Origin of the sequence: Aquimarina discodermiae (assembly GCF_040786235.1) — a bacterium.
Classification (GTDB): Bacteria; Bacteroidota; Bacteroidia; order Flavobacteriales; family Flavobacteriaceae; genus Aquimarina.
Window position 1 is genome coordinate 14,497 of record NZ_JBFMKP010000042.1, and the last position, 15,234, is coordinate 29,730.

The 15,234-nt window shown below is 33.3% G+C and carries 10 protein-coding genes; 2 read left to right on the top strand and 8 right to left on the bottom strand.

The genetic code is table 11. The annotated features are described in order from the left end of the window. Nucleotides 1-247 precede the first annotated feature (247 nt). Complete coding sequence (locus tag ABW636_RS20525; RefSeq protein ID WP_367591965.1) at nt 248-2,674, top strand: hybrid sensor histidine kinase/response regulator; 2,427 nt, start codon at nt 248-250, stop codon at nt 2,672-2,674. On the opposite strand, the gene ABW636_RS20530 is transcribed toward ABW636_RS20525, so the two are convergent. The 8 genes from ABW636_RS20530 to ABW636_RS20565 all read right to left on the bottom strand — a co-directional run bounded on the left by ABW636_RS20530 (nt 2,671) and on the right by ABW636_RS20565 (nt 12,320). Further along, on the bottom strand, nt 2,671-4,029 hold the full coding sequence (locus ABW636_RS20530) for a sigma-54-dependent transcriptional regulator (protein WP_367591966.1): 1,359 nt from the start codon (nt 4,027-4,029) through the stop codon (nt 2,671-2,673). The two genes, ABW636_RS20525 and ABW636_RS20530, sit on opposite strands and share 4 nt — an antisense overlap. A gap of 228 nt (nt 4,030-4,257) precedes the next feature. Continuing rightward, nucleotides 4,258-4,596 (bottom strand): hypothetical protein, encoded by a 339-nt coding sequence (locus ABW636_RS20535; protein ID WP_367591967.1) that lies wholly within the window; start codon nt 4,594-4,596, stop codon nt 4,258-4,260. Between the two features lie 196 nt (nt 4,597-4,792). Further along, complete coding sequence (arfB, locus tag ABW636_RS20540) at nt 4,793-5,194, bottom strand: alternative ribosome rescue aminoacyl-tRNA hydrolase ArfB (RefSeq protein WP_367591968.1); 402 nt, start codon at nt 5,192-5,194, stop codon at nt 4,793-4,795. Next, complete coding sequence (locus tag ABW636_RS20545) at nt 5,191-6,756, bottom strand: DUF4301 family protein (RefSeq protein ID WP_367591969.1); 1,566 nt, start codon at nt 6,754-6,756, stop codon at nt 5,191-5,193. The genes arfB and ABW636_RS20545 overlap by 4 nt, the downstream gene beginning before the upstream one ends. An 82-nt stretch (nt 6,757-6,838) precedes the next feature. Then, a complete protein-coding gene (locus tag ABW636_RS20550; protein WP_367591970.1) occupies nt 6,839-7,096 on the bottom strand; it encodes an AAA family ATPase in 258 nt (85 codons plus the stop codon). 330 nt (nt 7,097-7,426) lie between these two features. Further along, nucleotides 7,427-8,734 carry a beta-helix domain-containing protein gene (locus ABW636_RS20555; RefSeq protein ID WP_367591971.1) on the bottom strand — a complete coding sequence of 436 codons (1,308 nt, stop codon included), beginning with the start codon at nt 8,732-8,734 and terminating at the stop codon, nt 7,427-7,429. A gap of 32 nt (nt 8,735-8,766) precedes the next feature. Next, nucleotides 8,767-11,571, bottom strand: coding sequence for a TonB-dependent receptor (locus tag ABW636_RS20560; RefSeq protein ID WP_367591972.1), 2,805 nt, complete (start codon nt 11,569-11,571; stop codon nt 8,767-8,769). A 389-nt stretch (nt 11,572-11,960) separates the two neighbouring features. Next, a complete protein-coding gene (locus tag ABW636_RS20565) occupies nt 11,961-12,320 on the bottom strand; it encodes a toxin-antitoxin system YwqK family antitoxin (protein ID WP_367591973.1) in 360 nt (119 codons plus the stop codon). Between the two features lie 461 nt (nt 12,321-12,781). On the opposite strand from ABW636_RS20565, the gene ABW636_RS20570 reads away from it, so the two are divergent. Beyond that, complete coding sequence (locus ABW636_RS20570) at nt 12,782-15,172, top strand: inorganic phosphate transporter (RefSeq protein ID WP_367591974.1); 2,391 nt, start codon at nt 12,782-12,784, stop codon at nt 15,170-15,172. The last annotated feature ends 62 nt before the right edge of the window (nt 15,173-15,234 follow it).

The window sequence follows — 15,234 nt, forward strand, 5'->3', positions numbered from 1 at the left end:
TGATAAACGAATTTGATCGCAAAAAAGATAAAAAGTGATGTTTTGAAGACTTAGAAGAAGAATTACTTCCTATTTGCCTGATTAATATGTGTTTTCTACTTAATAGTTAAGGGATTTCCTTAATTCTATTATATCTTTGTTAATGCTCGTTATATGGGTTTATGTTTTATTATTTAGTAAGTAGAAAGTACCCTGTATATTCTTTTGCAGATAATTTCGTTAGTAATAGACCAGTAGTAGAAAGATTATGAAGAATACAAAAAGATCGGTTACCTATAAAATTATTGCAGCCTACCTGCTTATCGGGATTATGGCGGTTACTGCATTTTGGGTGATTTATCAGCAGCTGAATAATTATACACAGATCACCAAGATTAAAAGCGAGAATAATGAGAAACTTTTTCTGGTAGGAGATGCGATAACAGGATTGTATGAAGCAGAAAGTTTGACTAGAAATATTATTCAGACATCTGATGTAGAGAAATTTAATCGATATAAAGTCAAAATAGATACGATTCTTCAAACCATTAATAAAGTTTCTGAAATATCTGAGGATACCTTACAAACCAAAAAGATAGATAGTATAAAATACCTGATTGATCGTAAAAATGAAAACCTTGAAGAGTTGATTACTATTTACGAGCAACGAAAACAAAAAGGACTTTATGAAACCGCTATCGAAGAGTTAAAAAAAGTAAACAAAAGCTTTGACGGTTATACCGATTATGACATTCGATTTAAGAAATACGATCCCAGAACAAGAAGAGCCCTCATCGATATTTTAGAATATACGCGAAAAGATAATGCCAAGAGGTTGACCAATCAAACAGTGGATTCGCTGGCAGCATCTGTAAGAAGAGTATTGGCAGATTTGGCTCAAAAGGATAAAAAATATAAAAGAGAAATTTCTTTAAAAGAGAATGATCTTCTTAAAAATGATCAGATTATTACCAGGAAACTTCGTGGCTTGCTGGCGTCTATTGATCGTAATGAGAGAAAACAATATTATGCCCGATTAGAAGCTTCTAGTAAGGTATTGAACAACACTTCTGATATCATCTTTATTATTGCAGCAATAGGTCTCTTTGTCGCAATGATATTTCTTTTCCTGATAACCAAAGATGTTTCTAAAAGTCAAAAATATCGTAATGAGCTCGAAAGAGAGAAAACCTATACAGAATCATTATTAAAAACCAGAGAGTCGATTATTAATACGGTTACTCATGACCTAAGATCACCACTTAATACCGTTATTGGATATTCTGATTTATTAGAAAGAACGGGATTAACCACCAAGCAAACGCATTACCTAGATCATCTCAAAAAATCATCAGATTATATATTACATCTGGTAAATGATCTGTTGGATTTATCAAAGCTCGAAGCTGGAAGAATGATCATCGAAGAGTTACCGTTTTCTCCAGATAAATTAATAGAAAATACGATTTCTAGTGTTATTCCTTTACATGATAAAAAAAATCTGGAGATTAGTATTAGTACAGATGATTTGTTAAAAAAACAGTATTTGGGAGACCCATTTAGAATCAAACAAATACTAACTAACTTATTGAGTAATGCCTATAAATTTACAAACCAAGGGGCGATTACGGTTACGAGTAAAATTATCGAAAACGGATTATGCGAAAAACAATTGGTTATTGTAGTTAAAGATACCGGTATAGGGATCACAAAGCAACAACAGCAATATATTTTTGAAGAATTTTCGCAAGGAGACGATGATACCGAAAAAAAGTATGGGGGTTTTGGTTTGGGACTAGCGATCACCAAAAAAATAATTAAACTTTTAAATGGTAAAATTACCTTAGACAGTGAGATTGATAAGGGAAGTGAATTTACGATTTACATCCCTATAAAAATTGCAACTTCTTTGGTTACAGAAGAAGATGCTCAGTTGTCTGATATTCAAAATTTTAATGATAAAAAAGTGCTCATTGTAGATGATGATCCCAGTCAATTGTCTTTGACCAGTGAGGTGGTTTCTTTGGCTGGTTTGACCTATGATATATGTAAAAATGGTCTTGAGGCTATAGCATCTTTAGAGTCAACTACATATGATCTGGTACTTACCGATATACAAATGCCAAAAATGGATGGTTTTGCTCTTATGGATCATATAAAGAGTAACTCACATTTATCAGAGCTTCCTGTTATTGCGCTATCAGGTAGAACAGATACTTCTATAGAAGTATATAGAAAGAAAGGGTTTGCGGCTAGTTTAAGAAAACCATATGCACCTAAAGAGTTAATAGATTTAATTGCTACTCTATTTCATGGGGATTCGTCTAATTTCGAAAGTCTTACTTATGAAGATTCTTCAGAAGATCTTTATTCGTTAAAAGATTTAAAGCTTTTTGCGCATGGTGATTCTGAATCTCTATATGCAATCCTTGATACTTTTTATGACAGTACCATAGAAAATGTAAAAGCATTAAAAAAATTAATGGTAGAGAAGGATATTTTGGATATCAAGAAAGTAGCACATAGGATGTTGCCAATGTTTAAGCAAATAAAAGCAAAAGAAGTAGTTCCGATTTTAGAAAAATTAGAACATCCAGATCAATATGAGCTAGATACGCAAGCCATTTTAAACCTAACCAAAGAAGGAGTAGATCATATAGAAGAGTTACTTAGTAAACTGAAGGTAGAAAACTAAAGACTAATATCGTACTGTTTTAATTTGTTGTACAGCGTTTTACGGTCAATAGAAAGCATTCTGGCAGCTTTGGCTTTGTTTCCGTTGGCTTTTTCGAGCGCGTCGAGAATTAGTTCTTGCTCATTTTGATTTTTAAATAACCCATAGGTTTGTTTTGTGTTATTAGGCGCATATAAGATATCATTAGGTAAAATATTCTGTGTAATCATATCACCTTGAGAAAGGAGCACAGAGCGTTTTACTACATTTTTAAGCTCTCTTAGATTACCTGGCCAGTTATATTTTTTAAAAGTATCCAGTACTTCATCTGTAAAACCAACGACATGTTTTTCTAATTCTGTATTTGATTCTTCAAGAAAATGGTTCGCAAAGAGCATAAGATCTTCTATTCTGTCTCGCAAAGGAGGAACTTTAATAGTAAATTCATTAAGCCTGTGATATAAATCTTCTCTAAAATCTCCTTCTTTTACTGCGTGACTTAGATCTTCGTTGGTAGCCACAATTACTCTAATATCTACTTCGATTTCTTTGTTGCTTCCTACTGGTTTTATTTTGCGTTCCTGAAGTGCTCTCAGTAACTGTACCTGTAATTCGTAACTTAAATTTCCGATTTCATCAAGAAATAGCGTACCTCCATTAGCGGCTTCGAAATGCCCCACTTTATCATTAACAGCTCCCGTAAAGGATCCTTTAATATGCCCAAAAAATTCACTAGAAGCTATTTCTTTAGGAATTGCACCGCAGTCTACCGCGATAAAAGATTTATCTGCTCGTTTGCTTGCTTTGTGAATACTACTAGCTACATATTCTTTACCGGTTCCGCTATCTCCTACTACCAAAACAGACATACGGGTTGGGGCAACCAATGCTACATATTCGTTTAGCTTTTTAGAAGCATCGCTAACACCTCTTACAAATGAAGCACTAAGCGTTTGTGATGTTTTTGATGGTGTAGTTGTCTTTTTTTTCTTAGTAGTGTTTGTGCTTTCGGGTGTCGTTACCCGCAATGCTTTTTCTATGGTTTGTAATATAGTATCAGGATTAAAAGGCTTAGAAATATAATCAAATGCACCTTGTTTAATTGCATTAACCGCCATGTTAATTTCTGCATAACCAGTCATAATAATTACCTGGGTGTCAGAATTATGTTGTAGTATTTCATCTAAAACGGTAATCCCATCGCAGTCTGGGAGTCGTACATCTGCCAAAACAACATCAAAAACCTCTTGTTTTACCTTTTGTATTGCTTCGTTACCTAAAAAAGCCGTAGAAACTTCATATTCCTTTTTTTGAAGGAACGTTTTAAGCATGGTACAAAAAGCCACATCATCTTCAACAATAAGTATCTTAGGCATGTTTTAAAATTTAAGAAAAAACTAATATATAAAATTACGATTTAACTGCGATAATACAATTAGATTTAACAAGTTTTAAAATATATGATTTTAAACTTGTAGATTTAAAAAAAGAATTTGATTACATTATAAGAAAAAAGAGACTCTTGGGATTGAGTCTCTTTTTTAGCACTAAACAACTTTATATCGTCCTTGGTTGCAAAACGATATCCTTTTCTACCCCTAGATTTAAGATTTATTGTCGTTTGGCTTTATTAATTTGCCATTAGCGCTTGCAAATACAACTATTGTATTATTATTGTTATCCTGCAAGATGATCTTGTAGGTATTATCTTTTGACATATATGTTCTTGTAATATGTAATTTGCTAAAATCTCTGGCAATCATTTGCTGAAGTTGAAAAGACAATTCATGGCTATCAATTTCGGCATATTCTTGATGCTCATACTCGTATTCTTTAAACGCGACTTCATCATCATTAAGAATGGCTAATTCATCTTGGCCTACAACACCCTGTGCCGAAAAAATACTTACTACAATTGCTACTATCATTGGTAACTTTTTCATTTTGGGTTATAATAAAAATTATTTTACGATATAGTATAAGTAATAACCATTCCAAAAGAGAGGAAAGGAATAATTATATTTTAAATACCTGATAATTAGGAATGTATGTTTTGTGTGAGCCGCATAGTAATATGTTGAAAAATGTAGAATACCCATAAAAGTGTAGAAATATTACACGTTTTTTCGAGGTATGATTTTACATATCTGGCTTTTTACGGTGTACTTTTTTTAATGACTGTCTTTTTTTGTTCTCAAGTCTTTTTTTTACAGCTGCTTTAGAGGGTTTTGTGTTTTTCCTTTTTTTGGCAACATGAAGGTTTGTTTTTAAGAGGCTAACAAACCGTTTAATTACTAATTCTTTATTTCTGTGTTGACTTCGACTATCATCACAATGTAAAATTAATACGCCGGTCTTGGTAAGACGTGATGATAGTTTTTGTGTGATGCGTGTCTTTTGATCCTGCGTTAACCCAGCAGAGGCCATCACATTAAACGTAAGTTCTATTTTTGAAGAAACTTTATTAACATGTTGGCCACCACTTCCAGAACTTCGAATAGCTTTAAATTTTAATTCTTTTATAAGGATCGAAGTGTTCAAGAAAAAAGAGTTGTTTGATGTGCCGATTTAAGAAGATCATTTACTGTTTTAACAGGGTTAAAAGTAGTAAGAGGTACTTCTACAAATACGCTTATCCAGTTGGCCATGGCGCCATTCCATAATCCAGGAAGCTCTAATGCTTTAAGTACTTTTCCGTTCATAGTTTTGGTAGTGATAAAACCAGCTTCTGGATCAATAAAATCTAACAAATTAAATTTCTTTCCTTTGTAATCTTTAACTCCACATACCAAATCTACCGGGTTAAAATGTGTAGAACTACTTAAGATTTCTTGTTGTCTGTGATCTTCTTTATTGATCTGTGGTCCTTCTATAATCTGTAAAATTAATCTTCCACTTTCATGCTTGATCCAAAATGGGCCTCCACCTGGTTCTCCTTCGTTAATAACCATTCCACAAACACGAATAGGACGATCTAGAGCTTCTCGTAGAAATTGTAACTTATATTTTTCAGAAAATTTATCAAAATCTAATGGTAACCGAACATTAAGTTGTTGTACCAGAAACTTTTTAATATCCTTAAGTTCTGCCTCTGTAGGGTTTTTTTCGTCGATAGCCTGTAGTATTCTAAATACTTCATCCTGGATTTCGATCAATTTTCCTGCAAGCACTTTTTTATAAGAAGATACCTCGTCCTGATATTTACGTACTACAACATTATCGATGTTTTTTATATAGATAATATCGGCTTCAAGATCGTTTAAGTTTTCTATCAATGCTCCATGCCCACCGGGTCTAAATAGTAAAGAACCATCTTCGGTTCTAAAGGGCTCATTATCTTCTGTAACCGCAATGGTATCTGTTTCTGGTTTTTGAAACGAATAGGTGATGTCGAATTGAGTATTTGTTTTTTCTTCTACTTTTTTTCTAATCCTTTCGAATTCTTCTTTAAAGCCATCGAGATGTTCTTTAGAAATAGTGAAATGTAATTTAGAAGCTCCTTTATCTGTAGTGTTATATCCGGCGGCTTCATACAAATGTTCTTCAAAAGAAGTCGATATACTATCTTCATATTTATGAAACGGAAGCAATCCCTTTGGAAAAACTCCATAGTTAAGCCCTTTTTCTTTTAGCATCATTTCGACAAATATGTACAGCTGCTTACCTTCTGATAAGGACTGAAATTTGGGGTATGCTTTTTTTACCTTACCCATTACGGTACTATAGAAAGGAAATTTTTCTAAACCAATAAGGAAAAGGCGTATCGCATTGGCTTTCTCATGATTGGTGTATGAGTTGAGACTTTCTTTTTCATAATTGTAGTTCTCTAGAAAACGAAATAATTCCTTGAACATTCGAGTAGCTGCCCCAGATGCTGGTACGAACTTAATGGTCTCTAAACCTGATAGTCTGGCTTCATATAATTTTGATAATTCGGTTTGATAGTGTTCAGAGAATTTTAAAATACCATTATCCAAAGTGGCTGGACTCCTTAATGCTACAAAAGGAATCTGGTTTTTAAACGTTTCTATTTGTATAAGTATTTTATCTACCGATAATCTTTTAGACTTTATTAATTTAATGTCCTTGTCTGATATATTCACCGTTTTCCTTGTATTAGTTGGTATATAGTACGTATTGTTTCTTGTAATCTTGTTTCTTATCTCCTAGCAATCTAGTAATAATTTATAGGAGTTTGTTTTTATAAACACTTTTTAAATCTATTAAACATCTGTCTCTTTCATAAGGTATATTTTGACACCCTCTGAGGTCAAAATAATTCAAGAGATATAAGTCATACTTATTCTCCAGAGATGTTTTGTCAAGTATTTGGGGAACCGAACCGTTATAATGGGTTTCAGAGTATACTTTTAATTCTAAAAGATTAGTGTCACAAAATAATAGATTTTTAACTTCTTTTGCAAGTTGATTTTCTAATTTCATTTACCAAAAGTAATATAGGCTATATAAACAAAAAGTAAAGTAATTATAAAGATTTGGGTTCTTGTCTCTTTTTCTTGATGGTGAGCTCTTATGATAAGTGTGTTGTGCTTGTTATCCATCTTTCGAGTTCAAATATAACGGTCATGTAGGCTCATGATAAAGTAATACGATTTATGGATGATCATTGTAATTATAAATAAACATGCCCCACCTCTCCTGTATTTGTAATTTCTGTTGGATAAATTGAAATCAGAACTGGTTATAGGATAAAAAAAGAAGGTATCTGTTACGACAGATACCTTCTTTGTATGTATTGTTTACGCTTGTTGCTTATAGTCTGGTCCAGTCAGAGGCCCAGGTTCCGTCGATTGCCAACGCTCCTGCATAATTTGCAGCATCAAAAAATGCTCCTAATGTAGAAGGATCAAAGTTGTCAATCCCATCAGCTGCTGTTGTGTACTGATAAGTTCCTCTAAAACCACTGATCTCAAAACCGTCTAGGTTTAGTTTGTTATCTAATGGATCTTGAGAGTAATTATTAAATGTTGCAAAATCTGCAAGATCTACTGTTGCAGTACCATCACTATAATCGAAAGAAGTTTCGTTATCTATAATAGAGTTACGAACAACCAGGCTTCCGTCATTAAGGTTAGTGAATGTTTGATCGTCATTAAACTCAATTCCTTTTGATGGGAACCCTTTGATGATTAGATTGTAGATCTTTGCTTTTGTCCCTCTTCTAAACAGGATTCCTTTGTTTTTTCCATCACCATCTTCTGCTCCTATTAGCGTGATATTAGATAATGTTGGATTAGAGAAAGGTGCTGCTGCATTATTAGATTTTAAGTTATCTGCTTCAATACCTCTATCTCCTGCAGTTGTAGTTTGTTGTGCAATCCAGAATTGTCCGTTTCCAGACCATCCATCGGTCCAGTCAAAAGAATCATCTCCTGCTCCTGTTACCACTGCATATTTCAGGTTAACCGTTCCTCCAAAAAATTCGATACCATCATCATTACCGTTAAAAGTCTGGATGTATTCTAAAGTAGTTCCGTTACCAACACCGTAAAGAGAAAGACCATTATATTCTGCATCAGCATTTATTTTTCCTCCTGTATACTCTAAACGCACATATTTTAAGATACCAGAATTATCTGCTGGATCAGTACCTCCATAAGTAAGGTTAGCTACTTCTGTAGTAGCTACAGTTCCTCTGTTAATAGGTGCCTTACCTGCTAATAATAATCCTCCCCAGTCTCCTGCATTAGGAGTACATTCTTTAGAAGTAAAAATGATAGGTTGGGTAGCAGTACCTTCTGCTATAATTTTGGCTCCCTGTTTAATTGCTAGGTATGCGAATACTCCTCCTTCGCTACCGGCAACAATTTTGGTGCCTGGCTCTATAGTTAAAGTAACTCCGTCAACAACAGATACTCCTCCTCTTAATTCATATAATTCGTTAGCAACAAGTGTACGGTCTGTTGTTATTTCTCCTTTCAATATAACAGTATCTGCAGCATCACCACAACTGTCAAGGTTAATTACGATGTCACCTATGCTGTCTTCCTTGACAGTACAAGCATTAAAGATGAACGCAGTTATGATAACGATTACTGCAAAAATATTTCTAGTTTTCATTTTATATAATGATTAATTTTTAATTCTAATTTTTATTGTAGTTTGTAGGTAAGTCCAAAGCTAAAGTTGATACCTCTGTCAAATTTGTAAGTAGTATACTCTTCGCCTATATCTTCCTGATCTTGATATCTTATGATAGATGGGTTTAATAGGTTTTTTGCTTTAAAGCTTAGGGTTAATTTTTCTCCTATTTGATCTTTAAAATTGAAGTTCAATACGCCAAAACCTTTTTCAAAAATATCTCCTACTTCGTTACCACCTGCAGAGTATATTCTGTCCCCAAAAATGTTAAAATCTATACCAGAGGTGATTTTGTGTTTCTTAAACTTTTTTGAGTATGATACATCTGTATTAATAAGATAAGGAGAGGCACCTTGTAATTGCCTTTTTGCATTAGTAGGCAGAATATTAGAGTCGTTGAATGTTGTTACAGCAGTATCAATTTTTACTTGAGAATACATTATAGTAGCATTGATGCCAAAGTTTAGGTCATTCCAAACAGATTCTTCTACTTTAAACAGGTTTCCTAAATTCTTTTTGTACTCTATTTCGACTCCAAAAACAGTAGCATTATCAGAGTTAACAAAGGTGTTGTTGTTTGCTGCAGAAGCTACGAATACTTTCTCTATTGGGTTTTCTATATATTTTGCAAACAAGGTTGCAGTAATTAGTTCTCCAGACTGTTCAGGAAAATGTTCCCATTTTACATCAATATTGTAGTTGTCTGAATTGGTAATAATTGGATTTCCTAAAGTAGTTTCTGTAACATCCTCATCCAGAAACGGTGCTACTTCTGTAAATTTTGGTAAGGTTACCGTTTTACTGGCTGCAAAGCGTAAATTAGAAATGTCGTCTAATTTATATTTTAAGCTAATACTTGGTAAAACAAAAGTTTCTTTTAAGGTTGTTGTTTTAATAGGATCCGTTTCTTCGTCGAATTGTCCTTTGTAGATTACATTTTGCTCAAATAACTCAGTTCTAAGTCCTCCGTTAAGGATTAATTTAGGAGATAGTTGGTATTGTAAATTTGCAAAACCAGCAAAGGTAGTTTGATCGGCTTCGTATATACGAGTAGGGTTTAAGTTTTCTAAAACTATATAATTTCCTTCCAGAAAATTAGTTTCATTTAGTAAAGCATCTGGATTATTAAAATCTACTAGGGTTGCTTTGTAGTTATTAAGATTATAATTGAGCTGATTGGCTTCAAAATCTCTGTCTTTTGATCTAGCGGCTAAACCAACGGTAAGTTTGTTTGCAAAATTTTCATCTTCATCTTTACCAAAATTGATGTCAAAATCTACTTTTCCAGAATAATCATTTTCGTTAAGTTCCTGATAAAATCGTTGGTTATTAGCAAAATCTGGACTTATTGCGTTTCCTAATGCTAATCCGTTTATAGTTTCTAGTTCGGTAAAATATAATTGACGTCTATCTGGAATTAATCCTTTTGCTTTGTTGTATGCAGTTCCCCAGCTTAGTTTATATTTGCCTTCTGTAAACTTATGCTCTCCTGTAAGCTGTTGCGTAAACAGGTTGTTTTGCTCATAAGTTCCTCTTCTTGTGTATATTCTTGTGTTAGGACCTTCACTACCTCTACCAATAAATTCTCTTAATTCGTCCTGAGTGTCATTTACAAATAAGGTAGTTGAGGTAATCTTATTGTCAGAATTCCAACGAAATCCAACACTTCCTAAAACAGTTGTGTTAGTATTGTATTGATATTTGTCTGTATTGTCAAAATTTGTGATGATACCTCCAGTTGTATTAAACGACGCTTCTGTACCATCTAATGCCGTTCTGTGATTTTGACTAAAAGAACCAGTAACCAAAACATCTAGTTTGTACTCATCTTTTATGGTAAATGTTTTACCGGCAGAAATGCTAGCTCCACCATCGGGTGCGCTAAATCTTTTTTCTGGATTAAAAGAGGTATCAAATGGATAATAATCGATTTGCGTACTTACGTAGTTGTAATTATCAATGTCTAGAAATGCAGGAACTCTTCTAGATCCATCATCAATACCCCAAGTGTCATAGTTTCCGCCATTAAGTAAGAAGAAATCGTTGCTGATAGCGTTGGTATTTGCTCCTGCGGATACGCCAATTTCTAAAAATGCCTTACCAGGACGATCTTTGGTGTCTATATTAACACTAGCACCTGCAAAATCTCCATATAGATTAGGAGCGTACGTTTTATAGATACCTAGATTTTCTACAATACTTGTAGGAAATATCCCTAAGTCAATAAGTTTTAATTTAGGATTTAATGATGGAATAGGGAGTCCGTTTAAATATGCATTGTTATAACGGTCACCTAATCCTCTAACATATAATTTGTCACTTTGTTTAGAAATACCCGTAGCTTTCGTTAGACCTGTAGCCACATCACTAACTCCTTTTTTAGAAAGTTCTTGCGCACCAATTTTTTGTTGAATGGTAACGGCATTTTTTTGTTCTAATAGGATAGCAGCTTCAGATTCTTTTTTTGTGGTTGTCTTAATTATTACTTCGTCAAGTGCTGCTGCACTAGCTCCAATAGATATGTTAACGGTAGTAGTTTCGTTTGCTTTTACTACTACATTTTCTACATCTTTGGTTTCGTAACCAACAAAACTAAACTCTAAAGTATAGGTTCCTGGCTCTAAGTTTTCGATAGTGTACAGTCCATCAAAATCTGTAGTTGTTCCCTTAGTTGTTCCTTTTACTAATACATTAGCAAACGGTAGGGGCTGATCTCCGGCATCTTTATCTAAGAGTGTACCTGTTACTGATCCCGTTTCTTGCGCGAAGGATATTCCTACAAATAATAGCGCAAAAAGTATTACAATTTTTTTCATTTAACTTGTTCTGAAATTCCGGGCAAAGAAAAACAGACTTTGTTAAGTTCGTGTTATTTAGAAATTAAGTATTGGTGATTTTAATGTTATCTAAACGTTATCTTGAGTTTCTAAAGATGGTTGTATATTAACCAGTATAAAGGTGTTTGCGAAGAATTAAAGATTTGTATTTAAATAAAAAAGGAGTAATAATCATCCCTTTAGGATGATTTTAGCATTTGTTAACAAAATGTTATGTGTTAACTTACTATAAAAAAAATATTAATAAAAATTTGAGGTAAATAGTCAAGTTTAATGATTGTGTTTGGTGTTTTTTGCTCGAATTTAAGCAAAAAAAAAGCCTCAAAAATTGAGGCCTTTTTTTAATATTTAAATATTTTTTGCAATTATTAATTGTCGTAATTAACTACTACGTTACCTTGATTAGACCAAGTAGTAACTTCTGCTATTTGATTTTTATCATAATTTACTTCTGATAACTTATCAGCATTCCAGAAAAACCATTTTCCGATTTTTTTTCCCATATAATACTGACCCATAGCAATTTTCTTTCCAGTAACATCATATGCTTTCCACTCTCCATGAAGTATCCCCTTGTTATTGTAAAAACCTTGCTGTCTTACTGTACCGTCTTCATAAAAGAATGTACCCTTTATAAGATCTCCTTGTTTTTCAAAAGTAGGTTTTGCTTCCTGAGCAAAAATTGTTGCTGAAAACAACAATGCTAATGCGATTACTAATTTTCTCATATTCTTATATTTTTATTCGGGGTTCTTAATGATTATATTACAAATGTAACATTAATTTTACTTTTAAACAACAATTACGTAACATTAAATTAACAATAAACCTGTAATCAATTGGTTATCAGAATATTGTTTTTTTAATTTTGATGAATAACCGTCTTTATAATGCGTTTGGTACGTATCGTATTAGGATTAAACTTAGATGTAGATTATAGATAAAACGTAACGTAGTAAGGTTTTTTTGCTTGTTAATCCACGTAAAATAGAGGGTTGTTGATTTCTTTGATTTTAATTTTTTTGTCGTTTTAAAGTAATCAAAAAAAAATGACACTTTAATTAGATTTATTATTGAGACGTAAATGATACTGTATTAAGTAAAAAGTTCTGTTTAAAAATAACATTTCTATAACATTTGAATTGAATTTTAATAACACTTTTGTGGCTTATAAGTATTGTATAGAGTAATGAGTGATATTTACATAGTTATGATCGTAGCATTGGCTGCTTTGGCTGTTGCGGATCTTATTGTTGGAGTGAGTAATGATGCGGTTAATTTTTTGAATTCTGCTATTGGTTCTAAGGCTGTTTCTTTTAGAACTATTATGATTGTTGCTAGTATTGGTATTGCAGCGGGAGCTATTTTCTCAAGTGGTTTGATGGAGGTAGCCCGTAAAGGGATATTTGTTCCAGGAGAATTTTATTTTGATGAAATCATGATCATTTTTATGGCTGTGATGATTACAGATATTCTATTGCTGGACTTTTTTAATACCCTTGGGATGCCGACCTCTACAACGGTTTCTATTGTTTTTGAATTGCTCGGAGCTGCGGTGTGTGTTGCGTTGATAAAAATCTCTGCTGATGCTTCGTTGTCTATTACAGATTTGGGAGATTATATTAATACCAAAAAGGCAGGAGAAATTATTTTGGGTATTTTACTATCTGTAGTTGTGGCTTTTTCTGTAGGAGCAATCGTTCAATATGTATCACGATTGTTACTGTCGTTTAATTTTGAGAAAAAAGCAAAGTGGGTAGGCGCCTTATTTGGTGGTGTTGCGCTTACAGCAATACTTTATTTTATTTTTATAAAAGGAATTAAAGGTACAAATTATGCAAAATCTATTGTGAGTATTTTGTATGAAGGAGGGGCAGAAGGATTATTAGACTGGGCCAATGTTTATTTTAATTCTTCTTACGAAACCATAAAAGAACTTGTAAAAGCAAAAAAGGATTTGTTTAAAATAGATGCTGCAGCGGGAACAGTGGCATTGACACTTAGAGGTTTTCTAGAAACAAATGTGTTGCTAATCGTTGTTGTTGGATTGGTTTTTTGGTCATTACTTTCATATGTTCTTATAATGCTTAGGGTTAATATATATAAGTTAATCATTATTGTAGGTACGTTTGCTCTGGCTTTGGCTTTTGCAGGAAATGATCTTGTGAACTTTATTGGTGTGCCAATTGCGGCATGGCAATCTTACGAAGCCTGGTCTGTTTCTGGAGTACCGGCAGATGCTTTTACAATGGATATTCTTGCGTCTAAAGTTGCAACGCCGACTTATTTGTTATTAATAGCAGGTATGGTGATGGTGTTAACTCTGTGGTTTTCTACCAAAGCAAAGAATGTAGTAAAGACATCGATAGATTTATCACGTCAAGGAGATGGAGAAGAACGATTTAATCCTAATTTTTTATCAAGAGGAATTGTTAGAGGATCGATATTCTTTTCTCAAATGCTTACAGCAATTACTCCAAAATCTCTTAAAGATACTGCAGAAAAACAATTTGATCAACAGGTGGTGGATACAAATAGTTTTGCAAAAAAAGAAGATTTGCCTGCTTTCGATATGGTAAGGGCTGCTGTAAATCTTATGGTTGCAGGTATCCTTATTTCTATTGCTACTTCGATGAAACTACCTTTGTCAACGACCTATGTTACTTTTATGGTAGCTATGGGTACTTCATTAGCAGATAGGGCATGGGGCAGTGAAAGTGCTGTGTATCGTGTTGCCGGGGTGCTTAATGTAATTGGTGGATGGTTTTTTACAGCAATAAGTGCTTTTGTTGCAGCGGCAACCATCGCATTTTTGATAAGTTTCAATCCGCCCGTTATGGTAGGTGTATTGCTGTTGATAGCTATATTCTTATTGGTGAGAAATACTGTAAAGTATCGAAACAAGGCAAAAGCAGAGAGAGCAGAGGATCGTCTTAAAAAATCTGAAAGTAGTTCTATACAAGGAGTAATAGAAGAAAGTGCAGATAATATCAAATCTTATGTTAGTAGAGGAAGTAAGATTTATGGAAATACTATAGAAAGCCTGGCCAAATATGACTTGGCAGCCTTAAAGAAAAGTAGAAAAGGAATTGCTAAACTGGAGGCAGAGGTAGAAGAATTAAGAGATAGTATCTTTTATTTTATTAAAAATCTGGACGACGCCAGTGTAGGAGCAAGTAATTTTTATATCTCTATTTTAGGATACTTAGAAGATATTACGCAATCTTTAGAATATATTGCTAAAGCAAGTCATAAACATGTTAATAACAATCATAAGAAACTTCGATTTAATCAAATAAAAGATCTTAAAGAGATAGAAGAACATTTAACTGAGTTTTTTAGTCATATAAAAAAGGTTTTTGATAGTAGGGAGTTCGGAAGTCTTAATGGAGTTATCAAAGAAAAGCAAGAGTTGTTTACGATTGTAAATGATAAAATAAATAAGCAAGTCGCCAGGACAAGAACAGAAGAGAGTAGTCCTAAAAATACAACCTTGTATTTTGGACTTTTGATGGAAACAAAAGATTTGATTTCGGCAACTATGAATTTGCTAAGTGTTTACAGAGATCACCAGAACTAGTGTGTAAATGCCACTAAGTTAAGCTAATGTTACGGTTGTGAGATTTTTATGTTAGTTTATTG